The organism is Mesorhizobium sp. P160219 (genome assembly GCF_057786095.1).
This window is the reverse complement of the sequence record NZ_JBYNWG010000001.1, coordinates 1,350,396-1,368,197: the sequence shown is the minus strand read 5'-3', so window position 1 is coordinate 1,368,197 and position 17,802 is coordinate 1,350,396. Positions and strand designations below refer to the sequence as shown.

At 62.0% G+C, this 17,802-nt stretch carries 16 protein-coding genes and 1 pseudogene; 4 read left to right on the top strand and 13 right to left on the bottom strand.

Annotated elements, in window-relative coordinates; translation table 11 throughout:
• Positions 1-19: 19 nt before the first annotated feature.
• Genes AC3EMP_RS06780 through AC3EMP_RS06765 form a run of 4 tightly spaced genes read right to left on the bottom strand, consistent with a single transcriptional unit; the run spans position 20 to position 4,114 of the window.
• On the bottom strand, positions 20-970 hold the full coding sequence (locus tag AC3EMP_RS06780; protein WP_023755602.1) for a glycosyltransferase family 2 protein: 951 nt from the start codon (positions 968-970) through the stop codon (positions 20-22).
• Positions 960-1,907 (bottom strand): glycosyltransferase family 2 protein, encoded by a 948-nt coding sequence (locus AC3EMP_RS06775; RefSeq protein WP_023694194.1) that lies wholly within the window; start codon positions 1,905-1,907, stop codon positions 960-962. Before AC3EMP_RS06775 ends, AC3EMP_RS06780 begins: the two co-directional genes overlap by 11 nt.
• On the bottom strand, positions 1,904-2,899 hold the full coding sequence (locus AC3EMP_RS06770; protein ID WP_023694195.1) for a glycosyltransferase family 2 protein: 996 nt from the start codon (positions 2,897-2,899) through the stop codon (positions 1,904-1,906). The genes AC3EMP_RS06775 and AC3EMP_RS06770 overlap by 4 nt, the downstream gene beginning before the upstream one ends.
• Before the next feature lie 42 nt (positions 2,900-2,941).
• Positions 2,942-4,114, bottom strand: a complete 1,173-nt coding sequence (locus tag AC3EMP_RS06765; RefSeq protein ID WP_023694196.1) for a glycosyltransferase — start codon at positions 4,112-4,114, stop codon at positions 2,942-2,944.
• 177 nt (positions 4,115-4,291) lie between these two features.
• Here AC3EMP_RS06765 and AC3EMP_RS06760 point away from each other — a divergent pair.
• Positions 4,292-5,458, top strand: a pseudogene (locus AC3EMP_RS06760) (polysaccharide pyruvyl transferase family protein); the annotation flags it as partial.
• A 225-nt stretch (positions 5,459-5,683) separates the two neighbouring features.
• On the opposite strand, the gene AC3EMP_RS06755 reads toward AC3EMP_RS06760, so the two are convergent.
• From AC3EMP_RS06755 to AC3EMP_RS06715, 9 genes are all read right to left on the bottom strand, one after another.
• Positions 5,684-7,147 carry a lipopolysaccharide biosynthesis protein gene (locus AC3EMP_RS06755; RefSeq protein WP_023684224.1) on the bottom strand — a complete coding sequence of 488 codons (1,464 nt, stop codon included), beginning with the start codon at positions 7,145-7,147 and terminating at the stop codon, positions 5,684-5,686.
• Positions 7,144-8,313 (bottom strand): glycosyltransferase, encoded by a 1,170-nt coding sequence (locus AC3EMP_RS06750; protein ID WP_352710280.1) that lies wholly within the window; start codon positions 8,311-8,313, stop codon positions 7,144-7,146. The genes AC3EMP_RS06755 and AC3EMP_RS06750 overlap by 4 nt, the downstream gene beginning before the upstream one ends.
• A 221-nt stretch (positions 8,314-8,534) precedes the next feature.
• Positions 8,535-9,776: a glycosyltransferase gene (locus tag AC3EMP_RS06745; protein WP_023736210.1), complete on the bottom strand. Its 1,242-nt coding sequence runs from the start codon at positions 9,774-9,776 to the stop codon at positions 8,535-8,537.
• Between the two features lie 223 nt (positions 9,777-9,999).
• Positions 10,000-11,079: a glycosyltransferase gene (locus AC3EMP_RS06740; protein ID WP_023711257.1), complete on the bottom strand. Its 1,080-nt coding sequence runs from the start codon at positions 11,077-11,079 to the stop codon at positions 10,000-10,002.
• A 31-nt stretch (positions 11,080-11,110) separates the two neighbouring features.
• The gene (locus AC3EMP_RS06735; protein WP_023668805.1) at positions 11,111-12,442 is read right to left on the bottom strand and encodes a UDP-glucose dehydrogenase family protein; all 1,332 of its coding nucleotides are present in this window, start codon (positions 12,440-12,442) and stop codon (positions 11,111-11,113) included.
• A 55-nt stretch (positions 12,443-12,497) separates the two neighbouring features.
• Entirely contained in the window at positions 12,498-13,397 is a 900-nt protein-coding gene (gene exoK / locus AC3EMP_RS06730; protein ID WP_488494596.1) for an endo-1,3-1,4-beta-glycanase ExoK, read from the bottom strand.
• Between the two features lie 121 nt (positions 13,398-13,518).
• Positions 13,519-13,827 (bottom strand): hypothetical protein, encoded by a 309-nt coding sequence (locus AC3EMP_RS06725; protein WP_488494595.1) that lies wholly within the window; start codon positions 13,825-13,827, stop codon positions 13,519-13,521.
• Positions 13,828-14,041: 214 nt separating this feature from the next.
• On the bottom strand, positions 14,042-15,064 hold the full coding sequence (locus AC3EMP_RS06720) for a glycosyltransferase family 2 protein (protein WP_023742531.1): 1,023 nt from the start codon (positions 15,062-15,064) through the stop codon (positions 14,042-14,044).
• Between the two features lie 142 nt (positions 15,065-15,206).
• Complete coding sequence (locus tag AC3EMP_RS06715) at positions 15,207-16,331, bottom strand: nucleotidyltransferase family protein (RefSeq protein ID WP_023703575.1); 1,125 nt, start codon at positions 16,329-16,331, stop codon at positions 15,207-15,209.
• Positions 16,332-16,814: 483 nt separating this feature from the next.
• Between AC3EMP_RS06715 and AC3EMP_RS06710 the strand changes: the two genes are divergently transcribed.
• From AC3EMP_RS06710 to AC3EMP_RS06700, 3 genes are all read left to right on the top strand, one after another.
• Positions 16,815-16,967, top strand: a complete 153-nt coding sequence (locus AC3EMP_RS06710; RefSeq protein WP_023684233.1) for a lasso RiPP family leader peptide-containing protein — start codon at positions 16,815-16,817, stop codon at positions 16,965-16,967.
• A gap of 164 nt (positions 16,968-17,131) precedes the next feature.
• Complete coding sequence (locus tag AC3EMP_RS06705) at positions 17,132-17,401, top strand: PqqD family protein (RefSeq protein ID WP_352710276.1); 270 nt, start codon at positions 17,132-17,134, stop codon at positions 17,399-17,401.
• Positions 17,394-17,801, top strand: coding sequence for a lasso peptide biosynthesis B2 protein (locus AC3EMP_RS06700; RefSeq protein ID WP_245260050.1), 408 nt, complete (start codon positions 17,394-17,396; stop codon positions 17,799-17,801). Before AC3EMP_RS06705 ends, AC3EMP_RS06700 begins: the two co-directional genes overlap by 8 nt.
• The last annotated feature ends 1 nt before the right edge of the window (position 17,802 follow it).

The window sequence follows — 17,802 nt, the reverse complement described above, 5'->3', positions numbered from 1 at the left end:
CTTCATGTACTCGCCCTCCTTACCTCTCCGCGCCGACGGCAAACTGCGCCGCCACCCTTTTGAGGCGGACGGCGATCGGCATCGACATGTGCCTGACAGCCGCCGGATCACTTAGCGCGGTGCGTATCGCTTTCAACGGCGAACGCGCCTTGATGTGCTGGACCAGCGACAGGAACGATGCCGCCTTGCGCAGGCTGCGGGCGCGTTTGGCGAAGGCGGCCGCAGCAGCAGCGTCCATGGAATTGGTCTCGGCGAAGACCGCGTCGGCCTTGCGCATCGCCTCGATATGGTGAAGCTCGAGCACGCGCGAGATCGAGCCCGTGCGGATGTGGTAGATATAGCCGGTCGTCGGCTCGACGACGCATTTTCCGCTCTTGGCCAGCGCGTTGGCGAGCAGGATGTAATCCTCGCCTATGCTCAGACTTTCATCATAGCGAAGCCCGTTTTCGATCAGGAAACGGCGCTGGAAGATCGGCTTGAGATAGCCAAGGTTGAACGTGGATTCGAAAACGATGTTGCCAGCGATGTAGTCGGCGAGCGTGATTTCACGCAGGCCCTCCAGATATTTGGCGGGAAACATCGTCGCTTCGGCAATGCCGTCCTCGCGCACCACCTGGAGGTTGTCGACGGCGATTACAGCGCCCGCACTTTCGGCTCGCGCGATCATGGCGGCGAGCCGCCCGGGCAGGACGGCATCGTCGGAATCGAGCACCGCGACCCAGCGGCCTGTGGCGAGGTCGAGGCCGGCATTCCTGGCGCCGCCAGGGCCACGATTTGCCGGCAGCGCAACCACTTTGACGACATCTTTTGGATAGGCTCTTGCGACGTCGAGCGTGTTGTCGCGCGACTGGTCATCGGCGACGATGATTTCGACGCTGACATCGCGCTGGGCCATGGCGCTTGCGATCGCCCGGTCGAGCGTGGCCGCGGCATTGTAGGCTGCGATGACAAAGGAGACGTCAGGCTGCACGCTTGCCTCCTTGCTGCGGGGAAGACAGTCCGTATTGGCGAATTTCGCTGATACCGACGAGGCCGCTGACGACGCCGACATGCATGATGCCGCGCAGCACGCTGCGGTTGCGGCGGACCGGGCTAATCGCGGTCAACGCCGCCATGCCGAAGCAATAGACGGCCTTGGCCGAGGCAAGGCCGACAGCCTTCGCACGCTCTATCACGCCTGCGTCATGGCCGATGAGGTGGCCGTGCGTCTGGCCGAAGCGGAAGCGGCGGCGGCGCAGCCAGTCGAAAGCGGCTCGCGAACGCGGCACGACTTCCTCGACCCACGCCTCCGGCGCAAAGGCGATGCGACCGCCTGCCTTGACCATGCGGTCGAAGAATTCGGTGTCCTCGCCGCCGCTCTGGCCGCGCGCCAGGCTGAAACGACGGTCGCGCAAGCTGTCGGCGCTCATCCTCAAAAGGACGTTGCAGGTGTAGCCGGTGCGGATTTCGCCCTGCACCCAGACCGGCAAGGTCGAATGGAAATCGCCCTTGCGCATCCAGTCCGGCGCATCCGAGCGGTAGAGCGCCCGCACCGGACCGAGCACGGCCTCGGCGCCGCTTGTCTCCGCGATAGCAATCAGTTCGGCCAGCCATTGCCGGGAAGCGGTTTCATCGTCGTCGATGAAGGCGACAAAATCGGCCGTGCTGGCATCAAGACAGGCGTTGCGGGCAACCGAGATGTTGCGCGCCGGGGCGTGCCGGTAGCGGGCCACGAGCTTCAATTCGCTCGCCAGCGCGGTCACCAGCGGCTCGGCGGTCGGCTCGTCGTCATTGTCGGCGACGATGACGCCGATGCCGAAACCGGCAGGCATATCCATGGCAGCGAGCGACCGCAGCGTGTCGGCCAGTTCCGGCCGCCGGAACGTGCAGACGCAGATGTCGATTCGGCGGCTGTCGGCGACCATCATGCCACCCCGCGCTGCGATCGCGAGCCGAGCAGTTGCAGCCAAAACCCGAGCGACCAGCCGAAATGCATGACCATCGCCGAAATGCCCGCCAGCACATTGTTGGGATTGCGCTGGCTGATGGCGGTCACAGCGCCGTAGCCCAGACAGACCGAAGCCCAGACCAGCAGCGGCACCGCCGCCAGCCAGTGGATAAAGGAAAATACCGCGAGAAGGACGACCGGCGCCACCAGCAGCGGGATCATCTGCCGAACTTTCGGGATCATGCGGTGCTTGAGCACATTCTTGGCGCGGCCGCGGCCATAGCCGAGATATTGGAAATACAGGCCCTTCAGCGACGAACGCGGATAGTAGACCATCTGCGTCTTGCCGCTCATCCAGATGCGGTAGCCTGCCCGGCGCAGGCGGTAGTCGAGTTCGGCATCCTCATTGTGGCTGAAGGTCTCGTCATAGCCGCCGACCGCGGTGAAGGCCGAGATCCGGATCAGCGCGTGATGGCCATGGTCCACCCATTCGCCGGCGGAAAGGTGCCGGTGCTTGGAGCCGCCGGTGCCGAGCTTGGAATTCTGCGCCGCCGCGACCGCTTTCTGCACCGCGCCGCTGCCGCTGGTCAGCATCGAGACGACGACCGAATCGGCTGAAGTGGCGAGCGCCTCCTCGACCAGCCGGTCGCAATAATCGGCGGGATAGCCGCCATGGGCATCGATGCGGATCAGGTATTCGGCGCCGTCACCGAGGCTGGCGACGGCGAGATTGATCGCCGCGCTCTGGATACGTTTTGGGTTGTTCAGGAGGACGACCTGAGGGTCCTTGGCCGCAACCGCTTCGGCAATGGCCAAAGTACCATCGGTGCTGCCGCCATCGGCAACGACGATGCGGGCGCCGAGCCTTAGCGCTGCCGGCCTGAGCTGCTCGAGCAACGCGCCGATATGGGCTGCCTCATTCAGGCACGGAATGACGATCAGGCTTGGCGGCAGCGCTTCGGTTTGCGTCATCGGCGCCTTTCCATGAACTGCACTTTTGTCATTGGTCATCCTTCAGGCCAGTGCCTCGGTGGCGAACGAACCAGGGGCAACCGCAAGGCCGCGCAGCCTGTCGACAAAGGCGCGGCAGTCGCTGCGGTCGTAACTCCAGGTTCGTGGGTTGCGGGCCAGCACACGCGCCTTGGCCTTGCCGAAGTGCTCCTGGTCCATGCGGCCGAGCGCGGTTTCCAGGATTTCGGGCGTGGCATCGGAAAGCAGGACGCCAACGTCCTGCTGGTTGAGAAAGCGCCCGGTCTCGGTATTGCCCATCGAGATCGGTACGGCGCCGAAGCGGCAGCCCTCATAGAGGCGGTTGGGCAGCAGCCATTCCGAATTCTGCCCTTCCTCGAAGAAATCGATCGCCCAGGAAAAATGCACTTCGCCGTAGATCGCGGCCATGTCTTCCGGGTTGCGGTAGGGGCCACGAAAGGAGAGATAGGGTTCGGCCTCGACAAAAGCGTGGAAATCCGGGAATTCCGAGAGTGCCGGACGGCCCCGGAGGACGACCTCGAAGCGCCCGCCCTGACGGCGCGTGAAGTCGGCCAGCAGCTCCAGCGAGCGGCGGCAGCGCAGCGCGCCGAACCAGCCGATGCGCCACGGGGGTGCTGCAGGGTTTTCGGCCGTTGACCTGTCATCCAAGGCGATCGGCGCGGTTTCGAAGTATTTGTTTTCGACCAGTTCCACCGGTGCGGCGACCTGCCCGAACGGCTTGAAATAATTGGCGATGAAGGCCGGTGAGCTCGTCACCAGAAGCTTCACGTCGCGGGCGAGATAACGCTCCGCTGTGCGCAGCGCTTTGCCCAGCATGTCATTGCGCAGCACCAGGCGATGAATGTCGAGGCATTCGTAGACGATCGGCACGCCGCCGCGAAAGGCGGCCTTGGCGCGCCTGGCCAGCGCCAGCATTTCCAGATTGCGCGCGATGATGAGGTCGGGCTTCGGCATCGCCGCAAGCTTCGAGCCTATCGACAGCGCCGCCTTGGCGACCGCCGCCAGACGCTGGCCGAATCGGCCGTCACGCGTCGCGCCGAGGTCGACCGGCTGCAGCCCCTCGACGTCGGGAACAGCATTTGTGGTCCGACGGAAGCCGGCCAACGTGACCCGCGCGCCGCCTGCCTTGAGCATTATGATCCGCCGGCGCACCGCCGGGTCGGAAACATCGTGCACAAGGTACAAGACATGCAGCATGAAAACTCGACCGCTGTTGGCCCACCCACGGGAATGCTAACCCAGCTTTTGCTGCATCGCAACATTTTTGGTGCGCCGTAGCATAAGTGCACGTTTTTTGTTGCACTGCAAAATTGATGCGTTACCCTCCGTCGGGCTTGAGCGCCGCTCTGACTGGTCACCCAGCCCGATGCAGCGATGAATTGTGACGCGAGCCGCATCGGGATCGTCCTGGCGTGGGTATTTTCGGTCACCATGCCCGTCCTAGGCACCGCAGGCCCCGCCGCGGAATCTGCTGACGAAATGAGGTATCCCATGAAGATCGTCGTTGAAAACACAGTCTGCCTGAATACCGGGGATGCGGCGATTCTGCTGGCGATCCGCCACATTCTCAGGACGATCGTGCAAGGCGACGTGCGGTTTGCCGTCTTCGACAGCCAGCCCGAGGTTGCGGAACGACTCTATCCGAAGACGGATTATCTCGACCTCGAATTTCATAAGCTGCTGTCGGAATCCCTGTTCCGATACAAGAATGGCAGCGGGCTGAGGGACCGGTTCAAGCCGATCTACAATCGGCTCGTTCTCCAGGCCCTGCGCTGGTTTGGCAGCAGCGCGCTAGGCAATTTTTTCAGCCATCGCGACCGGCGCGGTCTCGATATCTACGCCGACGCGGACATGGTGGTCACCACAGGGGGAACCTATCTCGTCGAGAACTACAATCTCGAACGACGCCTCAATCAGTTCAGGCTCGATGCCGTATTTGGCAAAGATCCGGTCTTCTTCACGCAATCCCTCGGTCCGTTCGACAAAAGTTACAACCGCCAGGAGCTCGGCCCGATCTTTGACCGCAGTCCGCTCATCCTGTTGCGCGACGAACGGTCGCGGACCCATATCCGGGACTTGGTGAAGGATCTCGGAAAGTGCCACGTGGTGGCCGATGCCGTATTCGCCTTGGCCGATACCGACAGGATCGGCAAGCGTCTCGCTTCCAGCCAGCCGCCGGCGTCGACGGGCCGCGTCGCTATTTCGGTCCGCCACTGGAACTACGTCAGCGACGGTGAGGGCGGCATGCGCCGCTATCTGGATTCGGTCCGCGAGATCGCCACAATTCTTGTCAGGGACCTTGGCAAGGAGGTGACCTTCGTCTCCACGTGTCAGGGCGTGCCGGAATATGCCCATGACGATTCCAAGACCGCACAGGCCATCGTTGCCGAGCTCGATCCTGAGATCGCCAGCCACGTGACAGTGGACGCTTCGTTCCACACGCCGGACCAGTTGATGGCGCTGGTGAAGGGCTTCGACTTCGTCGTCGCGACGCGCATGCATATGATGATCATGTCGCTTTGCGTCGGCACGCCGGTGCTGCCGATCGCCTACGAGTTCAAAACCAAGGAAGTGGCCAAGCGAATCGGTGTCGACGATGTGCTGCTCGACATCGACACCGTGACGCCCGAAGAGGCGCGCGAAAAGCTCGGCCGATTTGCGGGAAATCTCGACCGCTATCGCAAGACAAGCCTTCAGGCCGTGCTCGAAGAACATGCTTCGGCAATGTCGGCCACAAACCTGCTGGCGCCGCTGATCGCCGGCCGCTCAGCGGATATTGCGCGCGGCGTTGGACAGGGTGGTGAACAAAGCGCGTCGCGACTGCGGGACGGCAAGCATGAAAACGAGACCGATGCCGTAGTTGAGGGCAAGCGCCAAAAAGACCGCGAGCAGGTCTGACTGGCCCGTTAGAGACGCCGGCAACCACAGGTACAGGAACCAGGCAAGCAGGGACGAGGCGATGAAAAGCCCCTGCATGAGCAGGAAGTCGGCGGCGGTCACCGGACCGACGCGATGGACCAGTAGCGCCAGCACGGGAACGCGCAGCACGTAACCGCTGATGGCATAGGCCGCGGCAACGCCGACGGCGCCCCAGTGCAGGCCAACGACGAAGGCAGCGACGGTCGTCAGCGACGAATAGATGCCCCAATGGAACATGGTCTTCGTCTTGCCCTGACAGATGAATATCCATCCCGTCGTGCTTGAAACGGACTGGACCAGGCTGGCGATGCCCAGCCAGGCAAAGATCGGTGCGACCGGTGCCCAGCCCGCGCCGAAGAGAAGTCCGACGATCTGATTGGAGGTCAGCGTCAGCGCCGCGATGCCCGGCATGGTAACGGCCGCCAGCATCCAGTTGGTGCGCACATAGATATCGCGAAAGCGGGCCTTGTCATCGTGGATGCGGCTGAGCAGCGGCACCATGACCCGTGTAAGCGGCTGGTTGATGTTCTGAAGCGGGAACAACAGGAGCTTGTAGGCGCGGTCGTAATAGCCGAGTTCGATCGCCCCGGAATATTTTCCGATGAGAATGTTGTCGAGATTGCGCGAGAAGAAGTTGGCGAGGTTGAAGCCGGTCAGGTTGGCGCCGAACGACAATATATCGGCATCGACCTTCAGGTCCGGCCGCAAAGGCGTCCAACGCGCCACCAGCCAGGCGGCAGCCAGGGCGATAGCTGCCGAAACCGCCGGGCCGATGACCAGCGACCAGTAGCCCAACCCCGCATAGGCCGCGATCGCGGCGGCCAGAAGTCCGGCGGCGGCGCTTATCACGTCGTTCAGTGCGAGCTGGCCGAACTGCAGGTGCCGGTTCATCAACGCCAGCGGCACTGCGGCGAGACTGCCGAGAAGCAGCGGCAGGGCGGAGCCAAGGGTAATGCCGGACATACGTTGATCGCCATAGAACGCGGCGATGGCAGGCGCCAGGCCGGCCACTACCACGGCACTACCCAGCCCGACGAGCGCGCTGATCCAGAACACCTGGTTGAGCTGCTGGTTGCTGATGTCCTTGCGCTGAACCACAGCCTGCTGCAGGCCCAGATTCTGAAGCAGCCCGACGAAGGCGACGATCGGCCCGACGGAAGCCACCAGACCGAAATCCTCGGGGACGAGCAGACGGGCCAGCACGATGACGGAGAGAAACTGGATCGCCATCTTGAAGCCCTGGGCGCCGATGGTTACCAGCCCGCCGCGCAGGGCGACACGACCGAACTGGGGGGGCGGATTGGCGTTCATGCAAGCGACCTCGTTTCGCCAAGCCGCATGGCGATTTCCACGAAATGTTGGTTCAGCAGATCGGAGTTGAACTCGGCCTCGATCTTCTTGCGCGCTGCGAGAGCGATCTCTTCACACGGCTTCGGATTCTCGGCGATCCAGGCAAGCTTTCCGGTCAGCGCCGCAACGTCCCGCTCAGCCACGAGAAAACCCGTCTTGTGATCATCGATCAGTTCAGGGATCCCGGAATGATATGTGCTGACCACCGTCAGGCCGGCGGCCATCGCTTCCATCAGGGAAACCGGAATGCCTTCCAGATCGCCATCGCGGGCGCCGACGCTGGGCAGCAGGAACACATGCGCATCGCGCAGACGCTGTTTGACTTCGCTGTGCGGCCGGGGCCCAAGAAAATTCACCCTGTCGGCAATGCCAAGCTCTGCGGCGATCCCCTTCAGCTGCTCGAGAAGTTCTCCGCCGCCGATCACCGAGTAGATCCAGTCTCGCCGCGGCAGGCCAGCAAGCGCGCGAAGCGCATATTCGATGCCCTTCTTTTCAGTCAGGCGGCAGACCGAGATGAAGGAGAGCGTAGCCTGCTCCCATGAACGCCACCGATAGTCGATCTCACTCGGCCGCACCCCCATATGGTGAACCACAACCTGCTCCGGCGATGCACCGACCTCAATCAAGGCATCGCGGAAAAACGCATTCACCGGCAGTTGAAGAACGCCCTTTTCGAACACAATCTTGTAGCGCGCGAGCGTATTGTCATGCAGCGGTTCGCCGACATCACGGCCGTGAAATATCGTCACCAGGGGAGCGGAAATCCTCCCGCGCTTGATCGCGCGGGCCACGCGCATGCCGTTGTTGCCGAAATGGGCAACGATGACGTCGGCGCCCTGCAGTTTTCGCGCATGAGCAATGTCGATGGCGGTCGAGAGCTTGTCCCAGAACCTGCCGGACCACTTCCTGAGCAGCGGGCGATAGCGACCCAGGCCACCCCACCAGCATACGACCTTTCCTGGCAACGCCTGCCAGCGCGGATCATCGATGTTGCTGTCCCTGCCGAAGGACGTCTCGTTGCAGACGACGCCGACTTCCATGCCGCGCTCAAGGCATCCGGCTATCTGGTCGAGAACAAAGGTTTCGGACAATGAGGGAAACTTGTCGACTACAAAGCAGATCTTCATCGGCAGGATGCGCTCGTCCGGGGAGCCGGTGTCCCTTTGACAAAAGCCGGGCCGAAGACAGGGTGGCGGAAGCACAAGACATGCAGCATGGAACTCTACCGCTGTTGGCCCACCCGCAGGAACGTTAGTACAGGTCTTGCTGCACTGCAACATTTTTGGTGCAGTGTAGCAAGATTTCCCTCAGCTTGGCGTGCCTGCCGATCAAACGCAGAGGAGCAGTGTCAGCCGGCAGATGAAGGATCCGCCAAGCCCTCGGAAACGCCGACATGACCGGTGGGTGCATGCGCAGGGCTCGATGTGGCCAGTTGGGTAACGATCTGCGCAAAACGTTCATTCAGAACATCTGCGTTGAAGTCCTCCTCGACTTTGCGGCGTGCGGCAAGCGCGATACGCTCGCATTCGGTCGGGTGCTCCGCGGCCCAGGTAAGCTTGCCGGCAAGCGCTGAAATATCTCGCTCGGGCGCAAGCAACCCCGTCTCCCCATCCTTGATGAGCTCCGGGATTCCCGAATGATACGTGCTGACCGCAATCAATCCGGCGGCCATGGCCTCCATGAGCGCGACCGGAATGCCTTCCATATCCCCGTCGCTGGCAGTGATACTTGGCAGCAAAAAGAGATGCGCCATGCGAAGCCGTCTTTTCACCTCTGCGTGAGGGAGGCTGCCGAGGAATGTTACGCGACCAGCCAAGCCCAGCTCTACGGCCAGCTTCTCCAGATTCATCCGCAGAGGACCGTCGCCAACAATGTCGTAACGCCAGTCTAGCTGCGGCTGGGAGGCCTTGAGGGAGGCCAGGGCTCGCAAGGCGAACTCGACGCCTTTCTTTTCGACCAGGCGGCAAACCGTCGTCACGACCAGTTGGGTGCCTTCCCACGATTCCCAGCGATAGCCGATTTCGCGGGTGTCAATTCCCATATGGTGGACCGTCGTGCTCGCCTGGGACAGGCCGGCTTCCAGCAGCATCGTGCGGAAGTAATCGTTGACGGGCAGGTTCAGGGTCCCATGCTTGGTCAGCCCGGCATATTGTGTCGCGAGCACTGCCTGCCGCGCCGGGATCGCCACGTCCGCGCCGTGAAAGATGGTTATGATCGGTGGTTTGAGCACCTTCCATTTCTTCAGTGCGGCTGCTCTCTCGCCGTTCTGTCCGAAGTGGGCGACAATCACGTCGCAGCGGTTCAGGCGGCGTGCAAAGGCGATGTCGAGAACGGTCGAGGCCTTGTATCGCAGACGCGGCGGCAGACGCTGTACAAATTTGCTGATTACAGCGGCCCATCGCCACCAATGTCGGGTTCTGGCGAGCAGCGTCGCCATCGGCTCGCTTTGCCGGTCAATTCGGTGGTCACCTTGCATCTTTTCGCAGACCACTTCGACCTGAAAGCCCCGCGCCAGCAGCCCAGCCATCTGGTCCACGACGAAGGTTTCCGAAAGCAGAGGGAATTCGCCGACGACAAAGCCCACGCGCATGACCCGCCCATAAGGTTGGGGCTTGCTCGGACCAAGCGGTCCATATCGCACAAGCCCTAATGTAGACAGGCAGAATACACGTTGATTGCTGCAGTGCCACAAAATATTGCACTGCAGCAATTAAAAGTGATCCGGACGGGCGCACGACGCCTGGACCTGGCTAACGGGAACTTTGCGCGACCACGGTCGTGCAGCGTCTCAGCTGAACTGCAACACGACGCGTTTAGGCTGCGCGCTCCAAACCGACACGTCTTGCGCGGTCGAGAACGCCCATGAACGTTGCGAACTGGCTGTCGGGGTTCATTTGCCGCCGCTCCGAAAACTGACGTGCTGTCGCTGACAGCCGCTTGTACTCGGCCTCATCGCTCCACAGCCGCCTGACCGTTGCGACCCAGTCGGCGAGCGGGGCGTCGTAGTCCAGTACCACGCCGCCGGCGCCGATCGCTTCCGGCAGACCGCCGCGCCGCGAGCCGACCACGGGAATGCCACTACAATGCGCTTCCGAGGCCACCCGGCCCCAGGCTTCTTCCCATTTGCTGGGCGCAAGCAGGATTTTCGTGCGGCCGTAGACCGTCTTCATGTCGCTGGTGCGGCTTTCCAGCTTGACGTTCTGGAGGGGAGAGATTGTTGCTTCGATCCGGGCTCGATGATCGTCGTCGAGCTTCCAGCTTTCGACGAACAGGAACGGGATCTCGGGACAGGCGGCGGCAATGCGCACCGCAAGATCGAAGCCTTTTTCCTCATATGGATTGATGAGCGTGACAAATTCACCGGTCGTCGGTGTGCTGTAGAACGCGGGATTGATGGTCGGCGGAATAACCGTCGAATCGATATCGAATTTTGCCTTATAGGCGCGCGCGGTGAACTCGGAGTTGGCGATATAGACCGCCGAATGGAGCTCACGCAGATCGCCGGCCAATTCGTCGAATTCGACATTCCTCAGATAGACGGTCAGCGGCACGCCAAGCCTCTGCAACTCTCTGCCGATCGGCACCGAATTGTGGCACTGCACGACCGCGACATCCGGCCTCAACTTTTTGACGGCGAAGTCGGCCGCTTCCCAGGGGAACCACGCCCGTACAACCGGATAGCCCGGGAAATTGTCGATGACCGCGCGCTGACGAAGGAGCTTCATCTTGGCGCGCGCCCGGAAGCCGAACATGCCGTCGCCGAACAGCGCTGCCAGAACGGATGCCTCGTGACCGTTTTCGCGCAATTGCTCGACCAAGTGGTGGGTGCTCGACTGGACGCCCCCGCTGAATTGCGGCGTGTAGCCGGTGCCGCCTGCAAACAGAACTTTCATGAACCTGGCTCCGCGTTGTGCCGCCCTGCCTTCACGCCGCCATCCTGCCGATCGAGAAATACTCGATGCCGTGACGGGCGATGACCTTGGGATCATAGAGGTTGCGGCCATCGAAGATGACCGGCGTGGTCAGGGCATCCTTCACCGCGTCGAAGGACGGGGCGCGGAAACTCTTCCACTCGGTGGCGATCAGCAACGCGTCGGCGCCGCGCAACGCCGCCTCCTTGGTGCCGCACAACAAAAGGTCGTCGCGCAGGCCGTAGATGGCCTGGCATTCCTGCATCGCCTCGGGGTCGTAGGCCTGCACATTGGCGCCGGCCTGCCACAGCGCCTCCATCAGGACGCGCGCCGGCGCCTCGCGCATGTCGTCGGTGTTGGGCTTGAAAGCGAGGCCCCAGAGCGCGAAGGTCTTGCCCTTGAGACTGCCCTTGAAATAACGGTGCACCTTGTCGAACAGCACCGACTTCTGGGCATTGTTGCGCTCCTCCACGGCGCGCAGCAGCTTGGCGTCGAACTTGACACCTTCGGCGGTCTTGATCAGCGCGCGGACATCCTTGGGAAAGCACGAACCGCCATAGCCGAGGCCGGGATAGATGAAGTGGTAGCCGATGCGCGGATCCGAGCCGATGCCCTTGCGTACCTCCTCGATGTCGGCGCCGAGCTGCTCGGCCAGATTGGCCATTTCGTTCATGAAGGAGATCTTGGTCGCCAGCATGCAGTTGGCGGCGTACTTCGTGAATTCGGCGCTGCGCACGTCCATCACGATCATCTTCTCGTGGTTGCGGTTGAACGGCGCGTAGAGCTCCCGCATCACCGCCTCGGTGCCCTCGCTGTTGGTGCCGACAATGATGCGGTCAGGCTTCATGCAGTCGGCGACGGCGGAACCCTCCTTGAGGAACTCAGGATTGGAAGCGACGTCGAAAGCCAGGTCCTGGCGCCCGCGCGCCTTCAGCGTCGCGGCGATTTTGGCCTTCACCTTTTCGCAGGTGCCGACCGGCACGGTCGACTTGCCGACGACGATCTTGGGACCGTCCATCTCGCGGCCGATGGTCTCGGCCACCGCCAGCACATATTTGAGGTCGGCCGAACCATCTTCGCCGGGTGGCGTGCCGACCGCAATCATCTGGATCTCGCCATGCTTGACGCCGGCGGCGGCATCGGTGGTGAACTTGATGCGGCCGGCGGCGTGGTTCTCCTTGACCAGGGCCTCCAGTCCCGGTTCGAAAATCGGCACCAGGCCCTGGTTGAGCCGCTCGACCTTCTTTTCATCGACATCGACGCACACCACCTGGTGCCCGACCTCCGCCAGCACCGCGGCCTGCACGAGACCGACATAGCCAATTCCAAAGACCGTCAAATTCATTCGGGTTAATTCCTGTTCACGCCCTTTGGCCTTATATAGCCGGGCCGGTTCAGATCTACTTTATGCTGCTTACACTGCATGCCAGCGATTCCGGAAACTGGCACGGCTGGCCGAGCGCGGTGAAGGCGACGCGCTGCACCTGCATCGTCACCTGGCGGCCGGGGTCGGAAAAGGCGCCCATCCAGTTTTTCAGCGTGTCGCTGCCCCAGAGGCTGAAGAATATCTTTTGCGAGTGGGTCGGCAATTGCTCGGGATTGGTCACCTCCTGGACCAGCTTGCCGTTGACGTACCAGCGCAGCCGGTCCTTTTCCCAAATAAAGGCATAGTCGTTGAAGCCCTTGTCGGCGCCGCCTTCGACCTCGGCCAGCTTCTCGTTCTTGGGCTTGCCGGCGATGTAGCTGTTGACCTGCACCTTGGATGTATCCTTGGTCAGCACCTCGAAGTCGATCTCATACCAGGGCTGTTTGTCGGCAGGGCCGATATAGGTGAAGAAAGCGGCGTTGAGACCGGATCCGGTGTCGGTCTTCATCCGTGCTTCATAGGTCCCATAGCCGAAGCGCTGCTTGGTCTGGATCTCGGCGCAGGCGAACTCGCGGTCCTTCAGTTTGCGCTTTTCGAAGCCGAGCGTCAGCATGTTGTCGGAAAGTTTTGCCAGGCTTTTCGACCAGGTGCAGTTCTGGTGATTGCCGTTCGACCAGCCGTCGGAGACATACCAGCGCGAACGATCGAAACTCTTGAAATCGTCGACGAAGGACGGTGCGCTTTGCATCTCCGGGGAGGCGTCCTGGGCGCGGGAGGGGTGGGCGGCGCCGAGCAGAGCTGCGGCTGCCGCCAACAGAAGCGCACCAACGGATAGAAGACGCGTTGGGTTTACAAGACGCATTGGCCGATTTGGCCGCGTTGAAATCATGGCATCGATTGCCGCCATGGGCGTCGTCTTCGGATCTGCGTTCATATCAATTCACCTTTGTGCTGTTCCGCCCCAACCCAAAGTCACCGATTGGCCCACATTGCTAACGGGCCGATCCCGATCCTCCGTCCCCGAACTTTCTCTTCTGTGTCTCGTGTGACCGTGTTCAGCCGAAGCGACCTGCGGGTTTGACATATTCCCCGTGCGAATCAGAACTCTGGCCATCCTCGCCGACGATCGCGTCGAGTGAATGACGCAGTTCCTTCATCCGGCTCGTCTGGCGCACCAGCTCGGCGATGCGCTGTTCGCAGTTCAGGATGGACTTCGTCAGCTCGCCGACTTCCGACAGCTTGCTTGCCGACGCCGAGCCGTTCTCCATCGACTCGACCAGGAAGGCCGCGTTGGTGGACTTCGACCGGTAGCGGGCCTCCAACCCGGTCTTCTCGGCCGCAATCTCGGCCGTGATCTGATCCAACAGCTTTGCCAGACGGTCGAAACGCGCCAGATCGGTCTGCTTGTCGCGCGCTGGGTCCCTGGACCTGAAGCCGAAAATTGAAGCCATCCGGTTGGCCTTCCAAAATTGCTGCACCGCAACATACAGTGCCATCGTCGGGGCGTGTAGGCAACCTCCGAGTTTCAGAAAGGCAATTTTTTCAGCCTTGCGGCCGCCGTCCCGGACTTGGCGGAGCCTACTTTTGCGCCGCCGTGCTGGTAGCGGCCATGAGGAAGCGCAAGGGCGGCACCGGCTGCTGCCGCGGGGGCAGACCGGCGTGGCGAAACAACGCATCGAGCTTGTCGGCGGCCACGCCGACAACGATGGGAATGAAGTTCGACTGGCTGGCCAGCGCGTAGGCGGCGGCAGACGCCATGCCGCGCTCGGCCTTCACATCGAGAAAATTGCGCAGCCGGTATTTGTCACGCACATGCCGCTCGTGCTTGCGCAGCAGGGCCTTGGAGCCTTCCGGCAGGCTGTCGATCTTGAGCAGTGCCAGATCCGCATCGGCGAGGCGCTTCAGATCCTGTGTCTTGTGGCGCCCGCTCAGCGAATCGGCGCGCACGATCGCGCCATAGCCGCAGGAACGGATGACCTTGAAGCGTGCGCCAAGGGCAAAGGCGCGAGCGTAGAGTTCGTAATCTTCGCCGAGACGCAGGTTCTCGTCGTAACGCAGCCCATGCCTGTCGAGGAAAGCTCTTGATATCACCGGCTTGAGAAAGCCGAGTTCGCCGCGCTGGACACGCCGTCTGGAGATGTTGCCCTCGATGAATCGCTCGAAGTCGAGGAATTCCGGGTCCGCCGAAAAGGACGGGGCGACGATCTTCGAGACATCGGTCGCCGTATCGTCACGGATCAGCATGATGTTGTCGGCGGCGAAATCCCAGTCGGTGCTGGCAAACAGCTGGCGAAACCGTCCCTGAAGGAAGAAATCGTCGGCGTCGAGAATGCTGATGAAAGGCGATTTCGACCCGGCAATGGCGGCATTGCGAGCGAAGGACGGGCCGCGATTGACGTCGAGCCGGATGACCGAAAGCCGACCGCTGCCATCGTCGGCAGCGCTGGCCACCTTTGCGGTGTCGTCGGTGGAGGCGTCGTCGACGACAACGACTTCCGCCACCTCCGGCTCGCGCAGCGCCGAGGCGATGGCTGCGGGAATGGTCCGGGCCGCGTTGCGCGCCGCGATGATCACGCAGACCCGGGATTCTGTCATGGACATAGGGTGGCCTTTCGATTGCATAAAGTGTCGCGAGGCCCCTCGCCCTCCCGGCGCGCGGCGCCGGACCCCGATCCATCCCCCGATCCATCCCCAGCGGATCGGGACGGAACGTTATCTGCCTGCTGCATGACGACCCTCATCGTCACCGGCTTTCCCGCTCGAAAATCCGCCGGCTGAGGTCGGCTGACGCGGCCCAGCCGGCCTCGGTCAGATAGCGGACAGGTTCGCGGCCGCACAATTCCCACAAAACGGTGCGCCGTTGCGGCCATCTGAGCGACGACAGCCACGGCGCGATGACCATGTGGAACAGGTCTTCATTGCCGATGCGTGAGAGGATCCTGGTGGCCCGATCCGACAGCAGCGTGCCGGCGCCACCAAGCACCACATCGGCGGCGCGCAGGCCCAGCAGCAGGGTGTCAGCCAGCCCCTGCTCGGCCGCGTAGTCGAGCACAGTCTGCTGCTCGGCCTCGCTCAGCCGACCGGCAGCGGCCCGGACATCGCAGACATAGCCCGCGCACGGCTCGCGGTTGAACAGCGCCTTTGCGACACTGATGCAGGACAGGAGCAAAGTGTCGGAGGCCGAGATGAACGGCACGCTGGAGCCGGCGATCGCAAGCGCGCGCTTGCGGCGCAGGAACCCTTCCGTATCGCGCGGGCTGGGCGATCCCGGCTGCTGGAGCCGGTAATGGAGATCGACGGTGGACAATTTCCGACCCTGGCTGCGAACCATGTGCTGCTCGCCCAGAAAGCGCACCCACCAGACGGAGCGGGACTTGCCGGCGACCTCGTAGCCGATCGAGCGCAGCGCATCACGAGCTCTAAAGAAGCCGGCCGGCGACACCAATATGTCGACATCTCCAGACGGCTTCATGAAATGGTCGCCATAGAGCAGTTGCTGCTGGAGGGGGCCCTTCAGGAAGACGAAATCGATGCTGCTGCCGCGCAGCGCCTTGTCGATGGCCATCGAATCCATGATGCCGGACGAGTTCATCGCAATCGTGCGCCGGCGATAAGTGTCGAGCCACTCGAGCAATCCCGGCGGCGTCTCGCCCGCCGGTGGGCGCGACAGCGCCTTCAGCATGAAGGTGGCGACCTTGTTCAGCCTGGCGATATCGCAAACATCGGCAACGGAGATGGCCGGTGCAGGCGCGGCGCTGGGGCTCGCCCTGGAGGCGAAGAACAGCCGCAGGCAAGCCTGCACATAGGCCACTTCGTCGGCGCAGCCAGCGGCGCGCAACCTTTCGAAGGTCCCTTCCTGCAATGCCATATGCTGCAGCATCTCCGCAAAAAATTCGCCAGGCGCGTTATATTGCAATGCGAAGCAAAGCATCGCCAAATTCATGCGCCGCGTCCAGTTTTTCCTTTGGCGCCAATTTTCCTGCAACCTGAACGTTTCGCAACACAGTCCTACAACGAGATGCAAGGCGCCGCCTGATCGGGGCTTGTGGCGGGTACGTCAGCAACAATTTTGTGGGAATGCGCCAGCGCCCAAGTGAGGAGCATTCGAAGGAAAATTTAACGTAATTAATCAGATACTTAGTTGATGGCCTCGGACACTCTGCTGAATTCTCCTGGGATGTGAAAATGCAAAGCGCTTTGATCACCATTTAAGGGAGTCGCAACCGAGAATTGATTAACGGCGGGTAAATCAGGCTTGACTCATAAATGCTGCCATGCAGCTATTGCGGTGCAGCAATAGCTCGCTGCCGGCAATCGACAGGCCGCTTCCAGTCCACAAGTGGAGAGTAAATTGGAACAGAATGTTGAAAAGCATGAGTACGAAACCCCTAGCCTGACGGTCCACGGCTCGATCGAGACCATCACGCAAGGCGGTAGCGGTACTACGGCACTCGACGCCTCGTTTCCGGCACATACGCCGGTCGGCGAACTCACCTTCTCCTGAGTCTTCTCTCGTTGGGGTGACAAAGTCCGGACTCTGCAAACAGAGCGCACTAAGGAGAGTCGGGGGTCAAACCCCGGCTCTCGCGTCTTTGTCCGGAATTGCCGAAGCGTTGGTGTTGTGAGCGAGGTTTAGGAATGGATTGGAACCCCACGGACCATGATCGGATGAGCGCGAGCAAGGATGCCGTGGCCTGCGAATTCGGCAACGGCCTGGCGCTGCTCGATATGAGGTCCAACATCTATTACAGCCTGAACAGCGTCGGCGCCTATATCTGGGAGCTGATCCAGGAGCCGCGGCCGATTTCCGAAATCCGCAGCGCCGTGCTGGATCGCTACAATGTCGATCCGGAACGCTGCAGGGCCGATGTCGATGGATTGTTGAAGGGCTTGGCGGACGCCGGGCTTGCGAGGCTCCATGATGAGGAACTTGTCTAGAGCTTTCTCGCTGAGCGGGCCGGAGATGCTCTTTCTCGCCCACTGCCTTGCGGTGGTCGTGGCGGTGCGGCTGGGGCTGACGCTGCTTTCCTATAACAGGATTCGCCGAATAGTGACGCGGCTCGATGCAAGCGAGACAGCTGACATCGGCGATCTCAGGCGTGTCGCCTGGGGCGTGGCTGCGGCTGCCCGCCTGGTGCCTGGCGCAAGCTGTCTGACCCAAGCGCTTTCCGGCCAGTATTTGCTTGCCCGCCAGGGCAACGCCTCAAAAATCCGCATCGGCATCGAGCGCGATACCGGGACCGAGTTGAAGGCGCATGCCTGGCTGGTCAGTGGCGACCACATCGTGCTCGGCGGCTCGCTTGGCAGGTTTAACCATCTCGTCGACCACGGCCAGTGAG